This is a genomic window from Thiocapsa imhoffii (genome assembly GCF_016583985.1).
GTDB lineage: Bacteria > Pseudomonadota > Gammaproteobacteria > Chromatiales > Chromatiaceae > Thiocapsa > Thiocapsa imhoffii.
The window spans coordinates 33,356-53,207 of sequence record NZ_NRSD01000003.1; the positions used below are offsets into that span (position 1 = coordinate 33,356).

Here is a 19,852-nt window from a genome sequence, read left to right on the forward strand (position 1 = left end):
GAGACGGTGCCAGGGCGCGCCGGTCGTCGTGGTGTCAAAACCGCATGGGGTCCAGAAAACGCAAGCACTCGGCGCGCGCCGCCGATCGTCTGATCAGTGGTCGCGCGCGCCGTGCTTCTTGCTCTTCTTCTTTTGCTTTTGCTTTTTCTTGCTGTGCTTGGCGGCGTCGCGCTTGGCCACGAGCGACGCATCGGCAGACGTCTCCGCATCAGCGATGCCCGCTTGTTCCGCCATGCTGTGGTACTTGCTCACGATCTCCGCCATCTCCACTGACGGCGCCGGGAAGGACATCTTCAGAGACTCGAGCGTCTCCACGACGATTTTCGAGATGGCAAGATTCCGGAACCATTTGTGATTGGACGGAATGACAAACCAGGGCGCGTGCTCGGTACTGCATTGACTCAGGGCGTCTTCAAAAGCGCTGGTGTAAGCATCCCAAAACGGGCGTTCGGCATAATCCCCCTCGCTGATTTTCCAATGCCGTGCCGGATCGTCGATGCGCTGCTTGAAGCGCCGAAGTTGCTCGTCGCTGTCGATGTGAAGATAGAACTTCAGGATCCGCGTGCCATGGTCGGCGAGCATCTGCTCGAAGGCATTGATGTGGGCATAGCGCTTGGACCAGACCGCACGCGGAACCATGTCGTGCACCCGCTGTACCAAAACGTCTTCGTAATGGGAGCGATTGAAGATCGCCACCTGTCCCCTGCCTGGCGCATGCTGGTGATAGCGCCACAGGAAGTCATGGGCGGCTTCCTCCTTGGACGGGACCTTGAAACCCGTGACGGAACATCCCTGCGGATTCATCGCCCCGAGCACGTGGTTGATCGTGCCATCCTTCCCCGCGGCGTCACGCCCCTGCAACACGATCAGCAGGGATTGCTGACCCTCGGCGTAGAGCAGATATTGCAGATCGCGTAGCCTCTGTTTCTGCGCCTCAATGTCCGCCAGCGCATCCTCATGGGTTTCATGCTGATCCTTGAAGGATGCGTCGATCTTGCTCAAGTCCACCTTGGAGTCAGGTGCGACGCCAAATCGTTTTCGGTAACTCATGATGCTGAATCTCCTTGCGCGCGAAGAGATGGAGACGGCGCAGCGGCATGCGCGAATGCGAACTGGTGGTTTCAGCGCCGCGCTCAACCCGAGAGGTCGTGGCGAAGAGAACGCCGCGGATCGGCGTTGCTCTCCGCCCGAGGGGGCATGAGCCCTCTACGCGGTGTCCTTGCTCTCGTCGATCGGCACGAGGAGATGACTCCCGCGCCCCCGGGGATGAATCGCGAAGTGGCCGAGCGGGGCATTCTGGTGCTTGATGTGCACCAAGCGCCCCGGCCGGTTCCCGTGCAGCGCGTAGACGATGAAGGGGATCATGACCACCACCAGAAAGCTCACCAACAACAGCCCCACGTAGACGTCGGTACTCTCACCGCCGGGCAGACCGCTCGGCGGAAAAAATGACACCACGAAGGCCAGCAACGAGACCAAGAAGCCGGAACTCGCGACCAACAGCTTCACCACCTTGCCGCCGGGAATGTTGAAGCCACGCTTTTTCTCGGGGTGTTTGAGCACCAGCGTCATGTAGCCGAGAAACAGCATGAAATAAGTCATGAGATAGAGCACGACCGTGAGCGCTAGTGCGATCAGGAACGACATGTTATTGCCGCCGCCGGTATTGGTGAGCACGATGATGGCGACAGTGGTCAGCAAGAGCTGGAAGACGACCAGCGGCACGGGTACGCCATTCTTGTTCACCTTGGCCATGGCGGACGGCAGGATCCCCTTCTCGGCCGTCACATACATGCCGCGCGAGGGCCCCACGATCCAGGCCGCGATTTCTGCCAGCACACCGAGCATCAACAGCGCGGCAATGATCCGAACCGCCCAGCCGAGACCACTCCCGCCATGGGTGAGGATGAGCTGATGGAAGGTCTGGACCACGCCTGAGCTCAGGTTGATCTGGTCATGAGGGATCACGGCCGCGACCGACAGCCCACCAATCGAGCTGAGCGTGATCGCCGCCAACATCAGCAAGAAGATCGCGAGCGGATAATCCCGTCCGGGATTGCGCATCTCATTGACATGGGTGGCTGACGCCTCGACCCCCATGTAGCTGAGGATGAAGGCCACGAACACCACCAGCGTTCCGATCTGACTAAAATTGGGGAAAAAGGTCGATGCATCCATGATAATTTCGAGCTTCGACCCGCTCGCTAGGTGCAGGATCGCCAGGCAGACCAGGATGAGGGCGGGCAGCAGGATCCCGCCGAAAAAACCCGCCTTGGAGATCTTGGCGGTGTATTTGGTGCCGCCGAGCTGGGTCGCGGCGAGGCCCCACAGGATGATGAGCGCGGCGATGGTCTTGACGACCGGATCCGTGTTCAATTCCGGCCAGGCTAGGATGTAGGACAAGGCTCCGAGCACGAAGTAGAGCATGGGGACAAAGCCGACCGCGATCTGCAGATAGGTGAAGGAGATCGCCGCGAACCCCCAGCGCTCGCCAAGGGTGTTGGACACCCAGGCAAAGACACCGCCCTCCTGCCAGCCTTCCACGGTGGCCATCTCGGCCGCGCACAGGCCGACCGGGATGAACCAAAGGAGACCACCCAGCAACAGGAAGAACACCAGGCTGAAGCCGGAGGTGGCAAACGCCGGATACTCATAGACGGCCATCACCATGGAGGCCGTGATGGCGAAGAACCCCAGTAACGAGAGCTGTTTCGATGGTGTGTTTGCGGCATCGGCAGCCATGTCGAATGTCCTCTTCAGATCACCTCGGTGGGTCACCGTCTCCTCAACCCGCAAACCGCTTCAGGGCGGTGCTGTGCACTCCGCCGGATACACGCTTGAGAATGGCCGACCTCGCGCCGCCGCACCGCCGATGCAGGGTCTAAACACCCAGGGGAAGCTCTTGGGGTGCTTGTCCTAGTGATGGAAACCCGAGGCCTCTTTGCTCGTGAGCGACGCCTGAATCGGATGCGCGTCGATATGGCTCAGGGCCGCCTGCATATGCTCGATGAGCAGCATACAGAGGTCACGGCTGACACCGTTGCGCACCAAGATCCGCTGGATCGCCTGGTCCTGGCAATTCGCGGGCAAGGTGTAGGCCGGCACTTGCCAGCCGCGGACCCGCAACCGATCGGCCAGATCGAACAGGGTGAAGCCTGGATCAGTGCCGTCGATCAGCTTCCAGGACACCGCCGGGATGCCGCGCGCCATGTCGCCGCCGAAGACCATCTCGAACGGCCCCATCTTCGCGATCTCCTCAGCCAGGTATTCGGCGCTGCGATAACAGGCGGTATGGACCTTACGGTAGCCCTCCTGCCCGAGACGCAGGAAGTTGTAGTACTGACACACGATCTGCCCGGCCGGGCGCGAGAAGTTCAGCGCGATATCGCGCATGTTGCCGCCGAGATAATTCACCCAGAACACCATGCTCTCGGGGAGGTCCTGCTCTTCGCGCCACAACACCCAACCCACACCGAGCGGGGCGAGGCCGAACTTATGACCCGAGGCGTTGATCGAGCGCACCCGTGGCAGGCGGAAGTCCCACTCCAGCTCGGGTGCGCAGAAGGGGGCGAGGAAGCCGCCGCTGGCACCATCGACGTGGATCGGAATGTCCAGACCGGTCTTGGCCTGGAAGCCGTCGAGCGCATCGCTGATCGCCTTCACCGGCTCGTACTCTCCGGTGAAGGTCACGCCCAGGGTCGGCACGACGCCGATCGTGTTCTCGTCGCAGCGGCTCAGCACTTCCTCGGGCGTCATCAGGAGGCGCCCCTGCTCCATCGGGATCTCGCGGTGCTCGATATCCCAGTAGCGGGTAAATTTGTGCCAGCAAACCTGGACCGGCCCGGTGACCAGATTGGGCTTATCGGTGGGCTTGCCCGCGGCCCGGCGCCTTGTCTCCCAACGGCGCTTCATCGCCAGTCCGCCCAACATGGCGGCCTCGCTCGAGCCGGTGGTGGAGCAACCGACGGCCTGCTCGCCGGCAGGGGCATGCCAGAGATCGGCGAGCATTCGCACACAGCGCGATTCGATCTCGGCCGTCTGCGGATACTCGTCTTTGTCGATCATATTCTTGTCGATGCAGTCATCCATCAGTTGATGGATCTCGGGCTCCTCCCAGGTCTGGCAGAAGGTCGCGAGATTTTGACGCGAATTCCCGTCGAGCATCAGTTCATCGCGGACCGCGGCATAAATGCGTCGCGGATCGCGCTCGCGTTCGGGGAAGGTCAACTTCGGGAGTCCCGTGGCAAGCTCGCTCGAGCCGTAGGTCTCATCCATGTCGTTCTCGGCCGCATCGAAGATCGGATCTTGGTCGTTGCCACCGCTTGGCGCGCGAGCATCGTGCTGTGCCATCGTTGTACACTCCTCGACTGTGGAAAAGGGGGAAACCGGAACCACATCTCAAGCTCGGCTGCTTGCTCGGCAGGCGACCAAGCAGCACGAACATCTCCTGTATCAGTGCAGACATTCTGCCCAGGCTGCGCGGGTACGGAGGGCAACAGAAACGACGCCAGGCATGTGGTACGCTTCGGCATGAATCCCGCAACGGAGACGTCCACCATCAATGGGTTGCTCTGCCTCATTCCCCAATGATCTTCCGACGCAGGGAAACAGGCGTCAATGTCCCATTTTGGATAAATTCCGCCCCGCATCCCTACTCCCCAGTCGCCCTGCCCGAGGCGGTCGCCACGCCGTCCGCGGGAGCGACCGGAGTCCTAAGCACGCCAGGCCCACGAGGTCGAACGGCGGATCGCGCCCAGACTCCGGCACGCTTGTCCTGATGGACTCGACAGCCCATCATCGCGCCGGATCGCATGTTTGGGCCGATTCATGAGTGACGTCCATGACCACGTACTTCGACCTCGCGGCGCTTTCTCACAGAGGGCTAGAGTTCAATGAACGCGCAGATACAGGCCCTTAGCGACACCATCGAGGCGATTTATTCGGCCGGTCCGAACCCTGAACGATGGCCCGACGTCCTAGAACGCATCGGAGACTATTTTGACGGGGAAGGAAGCGTCATCCTGTTTTACGAGACCCAACCGAATCCCGTCTTCATCTATCCGGAAAAACTGCATCCAGCCGTGACCGTCTATTTAGAGGAGCATTGGTGGGAGCAGGATCTGCACGCGCAGCGGGCGATTGCCTTGAATCTGCAAGGCCTCGAGGTCATGAGCGATCAAACCGTCGCCAGCGAATTGGAGATCCAGACGCATCCGATCTACACCGACTTTTTCCGGCGCGTTGGGTTCGGTTGGCTGATGTCCTGCCTCATCCTTCCGGACCGCCACGGCCTGGTCGTCCTGTCGGTGCCAAGAGCTAAGGCCAAAGGGCCGTTTACGCACGAAGAAATGCAAACCCTGGGCCTGCTCGGACGGCACGTCGAGCAGGCCTTGCGGATCTCCTTGTACCTGACCAACATGGAAAGCATGGGGACAGCCCTGCGGCAAGCGCTCAACGCTGTCGATGCGGGCATGCATACCCTCAGCGCGGATGGCCGCATCCTCTTCAGCAATCGCGCGGGCCGAGCACAATTCGAGGCATATTTCGATGCGAGTGACGGATACTTGACCGCGCGTGTCCCCGGGGAGCGAGACACCTTCAGAAACTATGTCCTCAAGACACACCAAGCGATCTCGGAGTGCGAAACACCAAAGCCGTGCATCCTGACCGGGACGAATGGAACGCGACTGGTCGTGTGGGCGGTGCCGGTCAGCAATGCCGCACGCATGCGGTTCGGGCATTGGTCCGCCGCCGCGATCCTCGTCTTGGCAACGCCCTTCGTGCGTGATACGCAGGTCGATCCGGTGGTGTTGAGAGATTGCATGAATTTGACCATTAGCGAGGCCAGACTCGCGTCCCTCATTGGTTGCGGCATGCCCATCGAAGAGGTCGCCGAGACACTGGGTATCGCGCTTGGAACGGCTCGGAATGTCCTCAAGACCGTCTTTCGCAAAGCCGGCGTCAATCGGCAAGCGCAACTCGCCCTGAAGATTAGCAATCTCGGACGGATTTCCTTGGACTGAACCCCGTGCGGTGCACGGACAACGTGCGTTCAGGAACCGATTCTCGCGTGACCCTTCCCCCCGTTTCCAAGCCTTGACCTCACCTCCGACCCTGACTAGCCTACCGGTTCAGTACATCACCGGACGATTCGGGGCGTTTGGAGTTCCAGTCCGAAACCAAACAATCGGAACCACCGCGCAATGATGGAATGGTTGATCGCGACTCTGCGCGACAATGTTGAAATCCCGCTCTTTCTGTCACTTCTCATCGGCTATTCGGTTGGCCGGGTTCAGATCGCCGGCATTGCGCTCGGGGACGTGACCGCAACGCTGCTCGCCGCCTTGGTGATCGGCCAAATCGGCATCACCGTCTCTCCCGACGTCAAGACCGTCTTCTTCGCACTCTACCTCTTTGCGATTGGCTACAGCGCCGGACCGCAGTTCGTGCGCGGTCTGTTTTCAGGCGGACTCCAGCAGGCGCTGTTCGCCGTCGTGGTGTGCGTCTTGAGTCTCGGCTGCGTCTATCTGGTGGTCATCCTAGCGGGCTATGATGTCGGGATCGCCGCGGGCCTCTATGCCGGATCTACGACCACGTCATCCGCGATTGGTCTGTCACAGACCGCGATCGAGCATTCCGCGCTCGCCGATTCCGTCAAAGCCGACAGCATCCACATGCTGCCCGCCGCATTCTCAATCAGCTATGTCATCGGCACATTCGGCTCGGTCATCGTGCTGGGCATCCTCGGGCCGAAACTGCTGCGGATCAACCTTCCCGCAGCCTGCCGTGACTATGTCAAACGGGTCGGTGGGGAAACGGATCGAAGCGGTCGCGGCACGGCATGGCACCAGTATGTCGCACGCGCCTATCGCATCGATGCGGGATCGGCACTGGTCGGGATGACGGTCGTGCAGGCCGAACACGCCTTTGAGAATCATCACCTCTTTATCGCACGGCTACGTCGTCAGAACACCATCGTCGAAGCGACCACCGCCACGGTGCTGGAAGTGGGCGATATCATCGCCATCTCCGGCGTGCGTAGTGTCCTGTTGAATGAGGTCGGTCAGGTTTTGACCGAAGTGGATGACCCAGAATTGCTTGGTGTTCAGGTTGAGGGCACCGACATTCTGGTGACCGCGAAGCAGATCCATCATCAGACGCTGAGCGAGATCGCGCGGATGCCGGAGACACGCGGCATCTTCTTGACCGCGATCCACAGAGGCGCGATGTCGGTGTCGATCCCGATCCTCCCCGACACCAGACTCTATCGCGGCGACGTGGTCTCGGTGGTTGGTCGTCCGGCCGATATTGCCGCCATTGCCAAACGATTTGGCTATCTCGACCAGAAGACCGAGCGCGCTGATATTGCCTTCATCGGCGCGGCAATCGCCCTCGGCGCGTTGATTGGGACCCTCACGCTGAACGTCGGCTCGATCCCGCTCACCCTCTCCACGGCGGGCGGCGTGCTGCTGATCGGCCTGCTCTTTGGCTGGCTGCGCTCGGTCCGGCCTGCGTTTGGTCGAGTGCCGCGGGCGACGACCTGGTTTATGAGTTCAATCGGCCTGAACATGTTCATTGCCGTTGTTGGTCTCAGCGCCGGCCCCGGTGTCCTGGCCGGACTGCAACAGCTAGGATCCATTTTCGTGCTCTGGAGCATCGCCGCGGCGGCGGTGCCCATGTTGCTCTCGCTCTACATCGGAAAATATCTCTTCCGCTTCGATGATGCGATCCTGTTTGGTTGTTGCGCGGGTTCACGCACCGCCGCCGCCGCGCTCAGCATGATTACAGACAAGGCGAACAGCGACGTGCCGGCGATTGGCTATTCCGTCGCCTATGCGACCTCGAGCATTATCCTCACGCTGTTCGGCATTGTGATCGTGCTGATCACTTGAGCGCCGCGGTCAAGCCAACACCATGAGATTGGCCACCCCGCCGCACACCTTCTTGATCTCCAAGATCCCCTCTGTATCTCATCAAGCCGAAGAGCGATCGCATGGTTCGCAAGCCGAGGACCTTGGCGCCGGCCGAATCGCGGACGCTGACTGGGCGCGATGTCCTACCTCGAGGTCCGTATCCCAACCAGGCGGGCGATGAAGACGGCGACGAACATCGGTCCGACCACGGACTCGATCATCGTCAAAGACTTTGCCGGCGGCGTCAAAGGCGTGATATCGCCGAAGCCAACGGTGGTCAAGGTCACGAAGCTGTAATAGATCAGATCACTCTCGATCTGGGCAATGCCAACCGGAACCTCATGGGTGTAGGCGAACGAGCCCGGTGAGAGCACCTCCAGCAGCATGAACACGAGCGCAAAGCAGTAGCCGAGCAGGATGTAGACGCAGATGCCGCCGTACACCGTGTCGTTGGTTGGCGATCCGCGGCGCTGGATGTAGAGGAACAGGGCACCCGCGTTGAAAACGGTAAACAGGAGCGAGAACAAGATCGAGACCGGCGCCAGCGCTGAGCCTTGGAGCCAGAAAAAGGTCCAGCGCGTAGCCAATGCCGGCACCAGCAGCACGCAGCCGATCAGGAGCAGGATCCGGTTGTGATAGAGCGAGGCCATGCCGGCGAGCAGCACCGCCGATGCCGCGATATTAGCGACCAACTCCCCGATATCGGTGGTCGCAAAGCCACTGGCGCCACCGAGCACCAGCAGGCTGAGGAGCAACATGGCAAAGCGGGTTGGGCGCTCATCGTGCGCGGAGCCGCGCATCAAATCAGTCGTTGCATGATGCCCGCGATGCCTATCGAACATGCGATGGACCTTGATTCGGACGCGTCATCGCCGCTTGGCGCTGCCGCGGGCATGAGGGCAACTTCCCAGGGGCCCGCGACCCATCCCGCGGGGGTGCCATCGGTAACGCTCACCCGAAAGATCTGAGCTTAACCGAGAATGGGCCGGTGGGAGATCTCAATCACGGGCGGACTCCAACAACGCGGCCGTCCCCTCGAGCGCATCAGCCCCAAACCTTTTTGACGGCAACACGAGAGGGCGATCTGCTCCAGCGAGTGCCGTGAGATCGAAGCGCGTGTAGTTGAAGGTATCGTAAGACCGCAAAAAGAAGAGCTTGCGATCCAGGTCGGAGAGGCTCGTCCAACAGGTGAATTCGGTGGCCGCCCCATCGCCTGCCTCATCGAGACCCTTCACCTCCAGGTGGCTGATTCCGGCCTCGGGCAGATCAATCGTCACCCCGCGTGGCCGGTCGAAATTGTTCATCACGTGAGCGAGCGTCGTGACGGCCCGGTCCGGCGTCTCCACCTTCTCGGTGTACTGCGCATAGAAGGCGGCGCGCACGAAGCGCCCGACCGAGGTGTTGGAGGCCGGCAAGCCCGAGGTCGCGACCCCCGAATCCGGCTGGCTCGCCAGATAGTCACCAAAGGTCGCCGTCGGCCGATCCACGTTACTGAGGTAGGTGTAGTTGTCGAGATTCGTCAAATGCCAGTCAAAGGGAGGCGCGTTGGTCAGCACGCGCACCGGATTGTCGTAGACCGACATCTTGCCCTGATGGAATTCGATGACCAAGGAGGCGCCGGAGGCGTCATTCACCAGATAGTGGAAGGGAGACACGACGCCACCCAGCATCGCGAGGGCCTCCAACATCACCGGCTGCGTGACCAGCGCGGCCTTGACTTCGGCAACGGAACGAAACTGCCCCAGCGCCCAGAGCCCAAGATCAGAGGCCGACAGCACCGCCGTCTCACTCGGGACCGGCACCTCATCTCCGGCCGCCGTTGGGTAGGACAAGAGACTGAAAGTCAGGCCCTGATCGTTCAGCCCCTCCAAGACCTTGAGATCCCGCGGACCGATGGGGTTGTCCTGTGTCGGGATCCGTGCCGGCATGGTCACGGCGAACACACCATACTGGGTCGTGATGCGCACGGGGGGGTGATTCGCAATCTGCGAACTCATCGCGAAGCCCTTGGGAAACCAGGTGATGAGATAGGGCAAATCGATCGTCAGTTCGAGCGTCCGCCCGAAATAGGATCTGCCCGCGGCGTCACGATAAACGAGCGAAGTACACATTCACATCTCCTCCGTTCAGGGCGCTTTGATCAACACCAAACGTTCGCCGGGGGCGAGCGGGCGGATGATCGGATTGAGGCGTTGCAAAGGCTCCGGCAGTGCGGCTAGCGCGGTCTCGGCCGCCGCGCGGTCGGCATAGGCGCCGAGCAGCACGGGATGCCAGCGCGCACCTTGATCGTCCGTCTCGAACCTCAGGGCCTCACCGAGCAGCCCCTCATCCTCGGCGAAACGCACCTGACTGCCGATATTGCGGAAGCTGATCAATTGGATGCTGAAACGTGCGTCTGTCGCAATGGTGGCAGCCGACTCGGGTGCGGGCGTCGGCGACGCGGCCTCCTCCTGTTCGGCGTGTTCGCCAGCCGCCTGCGCCAATGCGGGTTCAGGAGAGGTCTCTGGAACCGGCAAGGTCGCTGGACTCGGCCGTTCATCGGACAGGGCCGGAACGGTAGACCGTTCCGGTTCAGGCAATACCGCCTCGGGGGGCCGTGGGGACACCGCCTCCGGCGTGGACGCAGCGGCCAAGGGTTCCCGTGGCGCGGGCGCAGGGCTGGTCTGTTCCGGATCTGGTGCCGGGATGGCTGGTGTGGTCGCCACCCTGGGCAGCGGTGGCGAGGCCATCTCCGGCGCGACCCGCGGCAAATCGGTGGTCGCCCGTTCCGCCAGGGTCGGCATCGGCGACTCCACCTCGGCTAAGGTCTTGGTCGGCTCCATGCCGGTCCCTTGGAACGCGACATCCAGTCGCTCGATGGCGATGAAGGCAATCAGGATCATCGCCGCCGCCGCAATTCGCCGCGCCGGTGCGCGTGGTGGCGGCTGATGTTGGAGCCCGAGCAGAGCACTGTAGATCGGCCGCCCCCCGATCCCCTCGGCGGTGAAGGTGGCGGCCAGACAGGTGAGAATGATCGGAAGCGCCAGGGCTTGCGCGCCGGTGAGTTCGATCACCAGGATGATGCCGGTGAGCGGCGCACGCACGGTCGCCGCGAACAGGGCTCCCATGGCGGCGACCGCGAAGACCTCGGGCGCGAGGTCCAGGGTCGGTGCCAACAGCGTCACCAAGGCCGCGAAGGCCGCTCCGCAAATGGTGCCGAGCGCCAGCATCGGCGCAAAGATGCCACCCGGGAGACCCAGGCCATAGGAGCCGATGGACGTCAGCAGCCGCACCGCGAGCAGCGCGAGCAAGAAGAGCAACGCCGGTTGCCCATGCATGAGATTCTCGACCAGGGTTTCTCCGCCGCCGACGGTATTGGGCGCGAACCAGATTAAGGCACCGAGCATGAGGCCGGAGACGGCGGCGGCGGTGTAGGCCCCCGGAGAACCAAGCGCCCGGAACGAGGCCACCGAACCGAGCAGCAGCCGGTTGAACAGGACCCCAAGCGCACCGATGAGGATGCCGAGCACCAGGAACAGTGGCAGTGCCTCCAGCGGGGCCATATTCAAATCCGGCATCGCCAGATCGGGACCCTGACCGAGCATCCAGCCACTCACGACGACCGCGGCGCAGCAGGCGAGGATGACCGACTGGATGGTCGCAAAGCGATATTCGAAGTGCTCGCGCAGTTCCTCGGTGACGAAGACAATGGACGCCAACGGTGCATTGAAGGCCGTGGCCAGGCCCGCCGCCGCGCCGGCTGCGATGAGGGCCCGGTTGGCGCCAGGTTGCGACTCGATACGCTCGCTGGCCATCTGCCCCAGGGCCGCGCCCATGTGGATGGTCGGCCCTTCCCGGCCGAGCACGAGCCCGGAACCGACGGCCAGGGTGCCGGCCACGAACTTCACCGGCAGCACCCGCTTCCACCGCAGTTGGCGCTCGCCGGCGAGGATGGCCTCGACCTCTTGCACGCCACTGCCGGCTGTCTCCGGAGCGAAGCGGCGCACCAGCCACATGGCAGCGACCAAGACCAGGGCACCGAGCAGCATCAGCAGCAGCCAGCCCGGGACTGGTGCCGCTTCGAGCAGCACTTTCAAGTCACCGCGGTGTGCGGCAGCTAGATCGAGTAGCGCATGGAAGGACGCCCCAATCAGTCCCGCAAGGACACCGACGAGGGTTGCCGCAACGTAGAGCCGCCAGGAAAACGTCATCGCTGGGTTTTAACCCTACTAGGTTGAGTGCCGCTGGCCCCGCTGGCGGATCAGTGCGATCACCAGGTAGACGAGCAGGGCCACGCCAGCGATGACGGTGAGCCATCCGATCCAGGGATTGATGTGTCGCAGCGCGGTGACCAGGACGTCGAAATGCAGATCGAGATAATAGACCCCGAGCGCCCAGAAGCTCGCCCACAGAACGGCGCCGATGACATTCAGCAGCATGAAGCGGCCCCATGACATCACGAGGACACCGGAAAAGAGACCGATCAACTGGCGTGGTCCGTCCACGAAGCGGCCAAAGACGACCAGCCATCCTCCATACCGATGGAAGGCGTGCTCGATCTTCTCGAGGCCTTCCTTGGAGAGTGGCAACCGATTGAGCACCGCGCGCCCACCGGATCGACCGATCAGATAACCCAGGGTCTGACCGATCGTGGTTGCCAGGATGGTCACGAATAACAGCATTGAAATGTTGAGACGGCTGCCGGGGACCGCGGAGACCAGCGCGCCAGCCTCCAAGAGTGTCTGCCCGGGTGCTGGAATCCCGAGGCCCTCGATCCCGACCGCCGCGAACACCGCCCAGTAGCCGTAGCGGTCAAGATAGGGCTCGACATGCTCGATGTCCTTGGTGATCGCGCTGGCGAAACGGTGCGCCTGCACATCGATCTTGACTTCACCGGCATGGAGTTCCGCCTGTTCTTGGACATGACGCTCGGTCGGCTGCTGCGCCGCGCCCTCAACCGGCTGCGCAAGCGCGCTGTGGCCGAGCGCGAAGGCGAACACCGCACTCGATAGCAAGAACAAGACCAGCACGAACCTGTGCCGAGCATCGAGACGCCGCGAATCTGTTTGATATCTGCTCATCTGAAGAACCAAACCGGAAGGTGATTGGGGTGTGTGGATCACGCGAATGATGGCTGATCGCACCCTGATGATCAGGCTCATCACACCCAACAGGCCGTGGTGCGAGCAACCCGGGGCGCACCGGATTGCTCGCGTGGGGTCCGGCGCAGCCGGCTCGAGGGATTAGAGTTTGGTGTCCGAACCCACGTGTGTCACCGCTGCGTGGAGGGCATCCAGGATGAGGCGACGCGCCTCTTGCTCGTCGAGATCAGGGACATCCCAGCCCATGATCCGGCCGTATTTTTTCACGAGGTGACGCACATCGTCCTCGAGCTCTTTCGCATAACGGGCCATTTCGATCTCTTCGATTGAAGCCATGTCGCTGAATCCTGTTTTAGGTTTATTGGTTTATCCGCACCCGCAACGATGCGTCGTCCGTTTCAGACCGACCCTACCCTCATTCGCTCGGCATGTGAGTCGCGGCGTCCTGGCCCCGTTGGAACGAGCGACACGGCCTGCGTCCTCACTGGCGCAAACGTTAACCCCTGTCCGCGACCTCTGCAAGCCGAGGCTGCCCTACCCTTCATGACCTGAATGACCTGCGATCGCCACTCACGATCCCGTGATCCCGTGGCGGTCCGGAGCCGATTCCGAATCGGCTAGGCACCTGAAGCCATGGCTCCAGGCGCGTTCCACTCAGGTGATGACCGTCAACGCAACGCCGCGACGTCGGCGCTGCTCACCGCCGCGGCCTCATTGCCCCAGGCCGCGCGAATGTAGCTCGCCACGGTCGCGATTTGGTCATCTGTCAGGGTCGCCGCGAAGGGGGGCATCACCACATACGGCGAAAAGGCTTCGGACGGATCAGCCGGCGCACCGAGCAGAATGGTCTTGATAACATCATTGGACTCTGCGATGGTCACGACAGGATTGCCGCGCAGCGCCGGGAAATAAGGTGCGAGGCCTTGCCCGTGATCCTGATGACAGGCTTGACAGTGGGTCATGTAGAGATCCCGGCCGCTCTCGAAATCAGCCTGACTCAATTGCGGTGGCACCCGCGGCCGGTGGGTCGGCGCGGCCTTGGCGGGCAAGTCCTTGAGATAAACCGCCATCGCACGGATGTCCGCTGCAGTCAGTTTGGCTAGGCTGTTGTGGACCACCTCCGCCATCGGGCCGAGTGCCTCGGTCACGGGCGGGGCTTCACTGTCGTCACTCGCATCAACCTGGGCTGTCCGGGCAATCCCCGTACTGAGAAATTCCGCGAGTTCATCGAGGCTCCAGTTCCCGAGTCCGGAATCCAGGTCCTCCGTCAGATTGGGCGCATACCAACCATCGATGACGGCGCCGGTCATGGCCTTCGACGATTCGGTGGCCCCCGCGAGGTTGCGGGGGGTATGGCACTCCCCGCAGTGGCCCAAACCTTCGACCAGATAGGCGCCTCGGTTCCAATCCTCACTGCGATTCGGGTCCGCTTGGAAACGTCCGGCCTTGAAGTAGAGTTCCTGCCAACCGAACAGCAGGGGGCGCATCGAGAACGGCCAGTGTAATTCGGTTTTCGGTGGCTGATAGCTCGATGGCTCCAGAGACATCAGATAGGCCTTGATGGCCAGCAGATCCTCGTCCGTGACCAAGGTGTAGGACGTATAGGGGAATGCGGGATAGTAGGGTGTCCCCTTCGGCGAAAGTCCATGCTGCAGCGCCCGCAAGAAATCATGGTCGCTGAAGCTGCCGATCCCGTATTGTTCAGACGGTGTGATATTGGGCGTGTAGATGGTGCCGAACGGCGTTTCGATGGGGAGCCCACCCTCAAACGGCCTGCCGTCCGGTCGCGTGTGACAGGCCGAGCAGTCGCCGGCTGCCGCCAGATAGGCGCCTGCCTTCACTTGCTCCTCCAGGGTGAGGTCGGGAGCCGCCGGGCGTTCCAATTCAGCCGACGGCGAAGACAAAGCTGCGGTTGCAGGAGCCGCGGCGCTCACTTCCGGCGCGTTCGCCGGGGCGAGCGTCGCCAATTCGGTTGCAGGAGCGCGATCACGGGCGAGGAATCCGAGGCCAACCGCGCCGGCGGCGAGGAGTGCGAAGATCACGGATGGTGAGGGCATGCGCATGCGGTGTCGCTCGTTATGGATGAACTGAACCTCAGTTTACACAGACCAGACGTCGAAATCATACCGATCATCCGCGGGTGATCTCGCCATTGGGGCGGCTCCGTGCCAGCCCTGGAGGGCGTGCCTCTCTGGCGTCAGCAGGCTACCCGCCGCAGTAACCGGACCACTGCGACCCCATGACACCCGAGGCGGATCACCCGCGCGACGCGCAGACGACTGATTCATGCAACGGGTGTTGGACCGGGTTCGGAGGCCGCGGGCTGCGAATGCACCCAGCGTCCGCCCCTCAGGGTAGCGGCTCGCGCGAGGTCAGGGAGCCGACGGCAAAGGCGAGATTCACCGCGCCGATCAGCGCCGCCGCATGCGCCTCTGCCTGCGCCTGGCGTGCATCGAGCAACAGGGTGTCGGCCGCTGTCACGGCATCGACCGTACCGACGCCATTGCGGTAAGCGGCGAAGGCGGCATCGTAGGTGGTCGCGGCGGCCGCGACGAGCGCCGTGGCCGCGTGGTGCGATTCGAGCGCGGTGCGCAGCGCATTGCGGGCCGCAACGATTTCAGTCACCGCGGCGGTCTGCACCTGTCGAAACGCATCGACAGCCATCTCGGCCTGGGATTCGGCCTGCCGCACCTGGGCCGCCCGGAGACCGGCGTCGTACAGCGGAACGCTCACCCCGACCAACAGCCCGGTGCCCGAGCCTTGCTGGCCGATCGTCGGGAGGCCATTCACATCGAAGTTTCCGGTGCCCGTCGAGAGGTTGCCACCAGCATAGATCTTGGGGAGATAGTTCGCCTGCGCGGCCTTGACACCGGCCTTGCTTGCTTGCATCGCCGCGTAGCTGGCCGCGACATCGGGCCGCTGCGACAGCGCCTGTTGGATCGAGGCGTCGAGCGATGCGGTCGCCGGCGCCGGAAGTGGCCGGCGCGCGGCACTCACCGCGTCAACCTGCAAGTCCGTATTCACCCCCACGGCGGCGAGCAAGTTCTGATACGCATCGCGCTCCTCCCCTTCCGCTTGGACGCGACGCAGCTCGGCCTGCGCCACCGCCTGGCGCGCCTGCGCCGTTTCCACACTGGTGGCGAGCCCCTGGGCCGCGCGCGCCTCCACCGCGGACTGAACCGCTACGGCATTCTGCAATGCCGTTTCGGCGAAGCCGCGACGCTGGATTGCGGCACCATAGATGTAATAGGCCTGTGACACCTCGAAGATCAGCCGTTGATGGGTGCCATTGAAGAGGATGTTCGCGGCAATGGCCGAGTGCTTGGCCGCCGCCGCGAGGGCCTCGCGCTGGCCGAAATCAAATAGCAGCCACTGCAGCGCAAGAATTTGCGCCGACCCCCTTTCGGTGGTCTCGAAACTGAAGCTTTCGTCCAGCAAGGTCGGAAACGGGGTGACCAGTTCCTGATAGCCTCCGATCACGCTGGCGGAGAGAACAGGCAGATAGGTCGCCTCCACCATCCCGACGGCCAGAGCCGCCTGCCGCGCCTGCTGCCAGGCAGTGTGTGTCGCCGGATTCACCCGTTGGGCGAGATCGATGAGCTCGGGCAGGTTATAGACGCGGGCTGGATCCATCCCCTCGGCCGTGGTGAGCCGCGCCCGTGCCGAGTCGGCTGGGATGCGAAAATCCGCCACGCCCCCCGTGGCCGCGGGCTGCTCCTCACGCGCAAGACTCCACAAGAGGGTCTGCTCGTCGCCCCGTGGCGTCCAGGGCTGGTCGGGCGAGGCGGAGGTCATATTCTCCGCATTGGAGGCGCAGCCAGCGACCGCCAGTGCCAGGACGGCGGCCCCAACGCAACTGGGCAAGGAATGATGAACCCTCATCCCGCAGCTCCCTGGAGTCGGTTGAGTTGGCCAATGAAGGGATCGTCGATCGGCGCTGGACCGGTCCGCGCCGGCGCGGGCTCCAAGACACCATCGACATGCTGGAGACCGGCTGCTGCGATCGGTTCGGCAAACCGTTCGGCGAGACGTTCGAGCCGCTCGGCGGTGGGCTCGAGGTCCGCATCGGGGCTCAACCAGATGGCCCGATTCAGCGCCTCGATCTCGCTCACCGCGCCTTCGAGCGCCGCCTCGCGCGCCGGTGTCGGCCGAAGCTCGCGGGGTTCGAAGGGCAACAAGCGCAGCACCTCCTCACTCTTGCCGGCGAGCGACTCAACCAAGGCGGCACTGCCCACGGCATTCGCTCGCCTGTCCGGGGCAAGCCGGGCCATGCGAGCCAGCTCCGAGAGGGCGCGGGCGAAGTGTGTCCGGGCCTCGCCCGCGACCGGCATCGGCCAGATGCGCGTAAAGATGAGATACATCACGAGATTACCGAGCAGGATACCCACGATGCGCCCCTGTGCCGTGTCCAGGCTAACACTCGGCCCAAAGCCCTGCAGCACCGTTAGCAGAAATGCTAGGGCCACCTGCACGCCAGCATAGGCGATGCGCTCGGGGCCAGTCGAGACCCAGGCACCAACGAGACAGCCGCAGAACACCAGGGCCATCAGCGCGCCAATCCCGTCGATATGGGGAATCACCCAGAAGATCGCCGCAACCCCGATCGCCGCCCCGATCAGGCAGCCGGTGATGCGCAACGCGAGCTTGTGCACGGTCTCGCCGGTGGTGCCAAGTGCGGCTACATAGCAGGTGATCATGGCCGTATGGATGCCTTGCCAGTCGATCGCCGTATAGGTCAAAAAGCAGATCACCGCCGCGGCCGTGGTCTTGAGCGCAAAGTGGATATAGGCGGGATTGCTCAGCGCATCCGGGGCGACGAAGGGCGTTGCCGGCGCGGGCACGACTGCGGGCTCGGGCGCTCCGGCGAGCACATCGAGCGCATCCCAGGCCGTGCGCTCGGCCGGACTGGCATCCGCCGGCAGACCCCGAGTCGCGGTGGGAGGCGGAGGCGGGGCCTCACCTTTGCCGAGCGCGGCGTGGACCGCGCGGATCTGGTTCGCCAGCGCGCCGCGCCGCGCCGGGTCGAGCTCCGCGGGGAGTGCCGACACCGCGAGCATGAGCGCAAACCCGGCCCGGACATCGGCGGCGATTTGTTGTGCGGCCGCGCGCGGCACCAACCACAGCAGCCGCGCTGCCAGTGCTTGCGGTTCGAAGAGCGCGTTGCCTTCGCGCAGCAGATCGCGCAACGCCTGCGAATCCCCCGTCTCCAGCGCATCCGCGGCAGCGTCAAGCCGCGCGCGCAGCTTGTCACGCAACAGCCCCACGGGCGAAAAGCCGAGCACGAGATTGAAGCCAACCATCAGGATCATCGGCAGCGCGGCCATGGCCCAAGCCTCGCGCAAGGCGAAGGTCGCCGCGTCACCGAACGGCGCCTGAACGATCAAGGTCAGCACGAAGGCGATGATCAGTGCCGCCACACTGCCCTGCTCGCCCAGTTGCGTCGCCGCGCCAAGGTACAGCAGCACACAGGAGGTAATGACGATCGCCGCCATGATGTGCATGGTCGAGCCGCTGGTCAGGTTCACGATCCAGACGAGAAAGGCAACCAGTCCAGGCAGCAGCAGCAGAAAACCGATCCCAGTGCCGATGTTCACCACCGCGTCAGGCTTCATCAGGAAAATGACCAGGTAACAACTGATCGCCGCCTCGGGGATCTCGTACAACATGGCGGCGCCGGTCACGAGGGCACAGAGCAAGGCTACCCGCCAGGTCATGCCGACCCGCCCGGGGAAGGGTTGCAGATCCTCGAGCACCTGCCGCCACTGCGAGGGCGGCGCGGCGACCGGGTCACTCGGATGCGCGGTTGTCACAGTTTTCGCCATGGCGGATCACCGCAACGGCCGACGCGCCCAATCGCATCAACGACGCGGGAGGATCGATGAGTTCAATGCGCACCGGGAAACGCTGGATGATCCGCACCCAGTTGAGCGACTTCGGAACATAAGGCATGCCGCGGGGCAGGTTCACCAGATCCTCGGAGAGAACCCCCCAGCCGATGCTTTCGACCCGTCCGGTGACCGGACGCGAGCGATCGGCCAGCACATAGATGGTCGCGCAGTCACCAATCGCGATCTGGGAGAGCTGAGTCTCGGGAAAGGTGGCCGAGGCATACCAGTGTTCGGTGTCGATCAGGGTGAAGAGTGACTGACCGGGCGCGACGATCTCCCCAGTCGAGACGGTCAGGCCAACCACCAGCCCATCATGAGGCGCCCGGACCACGGTCGCCGCCAGATCACGCTCGGCGATGGCGAGTGCGGCGCGGCGGGCGGCAACCAGGGCATCCGAGGCGTCGAGCGTGGTCACCAGCGCGTTGGCGGCATCGGCCTGACGCTGCGCCTGATCAAGGCTCGATTGCGCATCATCCCGCGCGGTGCGGGCATCGTCGACCTGCTGCGCGGTGACATAGCCCTTGGGGGCCAAGGGCAGGAGTCGGGCCAGCGTCGCCTCGGCGAGCGCGAGGTTGGTGCGAGCACGCTGCACCTGCTCGGCCGCCACCGCCGCGTTCGACTGCTCGGCCGAGATCGTCCGACGCTGGGCATCGCGGGTCGCCTCGGCCAGTCGCAGGTCCGCCGTGACCTGCGCCACGGCGAGCTCGTAGGGCTCGGGGTCCAGCGCAAAGAGCAGATCACCCTTGTCAACACGCTGATTGTCGGCCACCGCAATGGTCACGACCCGTCCCGCGATGGTCGTAGCGACGTTCACCACGTTCGCCGTCAGCACGGCATCCTCGGACATGGGGTTGTTCGCGGCGCGATGCACGAACCACCAACCCGAAACCACCGCACCGATGAGGATCACCAGCGCAATGATGATTCCGATCAGAGTGTGTCGGTGCGCATAGGCAGATGAGGCCATGCG

Annotated in this window: 14 protein-coding genes; 2 read left to right on the plus strand and 12 right to left on the minus strand. The window is 63.3% G+C overall.

Annotated elements, in window-relative coordinates:
* Positions 1–93: 93 nt before the first annotated feature.
* The 3 genes from CKO25_RS04155 to gad all read right to left on the minus strand — a co-directional run bounded on the left by CKO25_RS04155 (position 94) and on the right by gad (position 4,350).
* Entirely contained in the window at positions 94–1,137 is a 1,044-nt protein-coding gene (locus CKO25_RS04155) for a polyphosphate kinase 2 family protein (protein ID WP_242467404.1), read from the minus strand.
* Positions 1,138–1,206: 69 nt separating this feature from the next.
* Complete coding sequence (gene gadC / locus CKO25_RS04160; RefSeq protein WP_200386681.1) at positions 1,207–2,742, minus strand: glutamate/gamma-aminobutyrate antiporter; 1,536 nt, start codon at positions 2,740–2,742, stop codon at positions 1,207–1,209.
* 174 nt (positions 2,743–2,916) lie between these two features.
* Positions 2,917–4,350 (minus strand): glutamate decarboxylase, encoded by a 1,434-nt coding sequence (gad, locus tag CKO25_RS04165; RefSeq protein WP_200386682.1) that lies wholly within the window; start codon positions 4,348–4,350, stop codon positions 2,917–2,919.
* A 542-nt stretch (positions 4,351–4,892) separates the two neighbouring features.
* Between gad and CKO25_RS04170 the strand changes: the two genes are divergently transcribed.
* Positions 4,893–6,023, plus strand: coding sequence for a helix-turn-helix transcriptional regulator (locus CKO25_RS04170; RefSeq protein WP_200386683.1), 1,131 nt, complete (start codon positions 4,893–4,895; stop codon positions 6,021–6,023).
* 180 nt (positions 6,024–6,203) lie between these two features.
* The gene (gene aspT / locus CKO25_RS04175) at positions 6,204–7,892 is read left to right on the plus strand and encodes an aspartate-alanine antiporter (protein WP_200386684.1); all 1,689 of its coding nucleotides are present in this window, start codon (positions 6,204–6,206) and stop codon (positions 7,890–7,892) included.
* A gap of 164 nt (positions 7,893–8,056) precedes the next feature.
* Here aspT and CKO25_RS04180 read toward each other — a convergent pair whose 3' ends face one another.
* The 9 genes from CKO25_RS04180 to mdtN form a co-directional block, all read right to left on the minus strand.
* Positions 8,057–8,713 carry a potassium channel family protein gene (locus CKO25_RS04180; RefSeq protein WP_200386685.1) on the minus strand — a complete coding sequence of 219 codons (657 nt, stop codon included), beginning with the start codon at positions 8,711–8,713 and terminating at the stop codon, positions 8,057–8,059.
* A 198-nt stretch (positions 8,714–8,911) separates the two neighbouring features.
* Positions 8,912–10,024: a linear amide C-N hydrolase gene (locus tag CKO25_RS04185; RefSeq protein ID WP_200386686.1), complete on the minus strand. Its 1,113-nt coding sequence runs from the start codon at positions 10,022–10,024 to the stop codon at positions 8,912–8,914.
* Positions 10,025–10,039: 15 nt separating this feature from the next.
* On the minus strand, positions 10,040–12,103 hold the full coding sequence (clcA, locus tag CKO25_RS04190) for a H(+)/Cl(-) exchange transporter ClcA (RefSeq protein WP_200386687.1): 2,064 nt from the start codon (positions 12,101–12,103) through the stop codon (positions 10,040–10,042).
* 18 nt (positions 12,104–12,121) lie between these two features.
* Positions 12,122–12,973 (minus strand): DedA family protein, encoded by an 852-nt coding sequence (locus tag CKO25_RS04195; protein ID WP_200386688.1) that lies wholly within the window; start codon positions 12,971–12,973, stop codon positions 12,122–12,124.
* Positions 12,974–13,135: 162 nt separating this feature from the next.
* Positions 13,136–13,330, minus strand: coding sequence for a hypothetical protein (locus CKO25_RS04200; RefSeq protein WP_200386689.1), 195 nt, complete (start codon positions 13,328–13,330; stop codon positions 13,136–13,138).
* A gap of 332 nt (positions 13,331–13,662) precedes the next feature.
* Complete coding sequence (locus tag CKO25_RS04205; RefSeq protein ID WP_200386690.1) at positions 13,663–15,057, minus strand: cytochrome c; 1,395 nt, start codon at positions 15,055–15,057, stop codon at positions 13,663–13,665.
* 286 nt (positions 15,058–15,343) lie between these two features.
* Positions 15,344–16,876 carry a TolC family protein gene (locus tag CKO25_RS04210; protein ID WP_200386691.1) on the minus strand — a complete coding sequence of 511 codons (1,533 nt, stop codon included), beginning with the start codon at positions 16,874–16,876 and terminating at the stop codon, positions 15,344–15,346.
* Positions 16,873–18,816: an FUSC family protein gene (locus CKO25_RS04215; protein WP_200386692.1), complete on the minus strand. Its 1,944-nt coding sequence runs from the start codon at positions 18,814–18,816 to the stop codon at positions 16,873–16,875. The genes CKO25_RS04210 and CKO25_RS04215 overlap by 4 nt, the downstream gene beginning before the upstream one ends.
* Positions 18,782–19,849, minus strand: a complete 1,068-nt coding sequence (gene mdtN, locus CKO25_RS04220) for a multidrug transporter subunit MdtN (protein WP_200386693.1) — start codon at positions 19,847–19,849, stop codon at positions 18,782–18,784. The genes CKO25_RS04215 and mdtN overlap by 35 nt, the downstream gene beginning before the upstream one ends.
* Positions 19,850–19,852 lie beyond the last annotated feature (3 nt).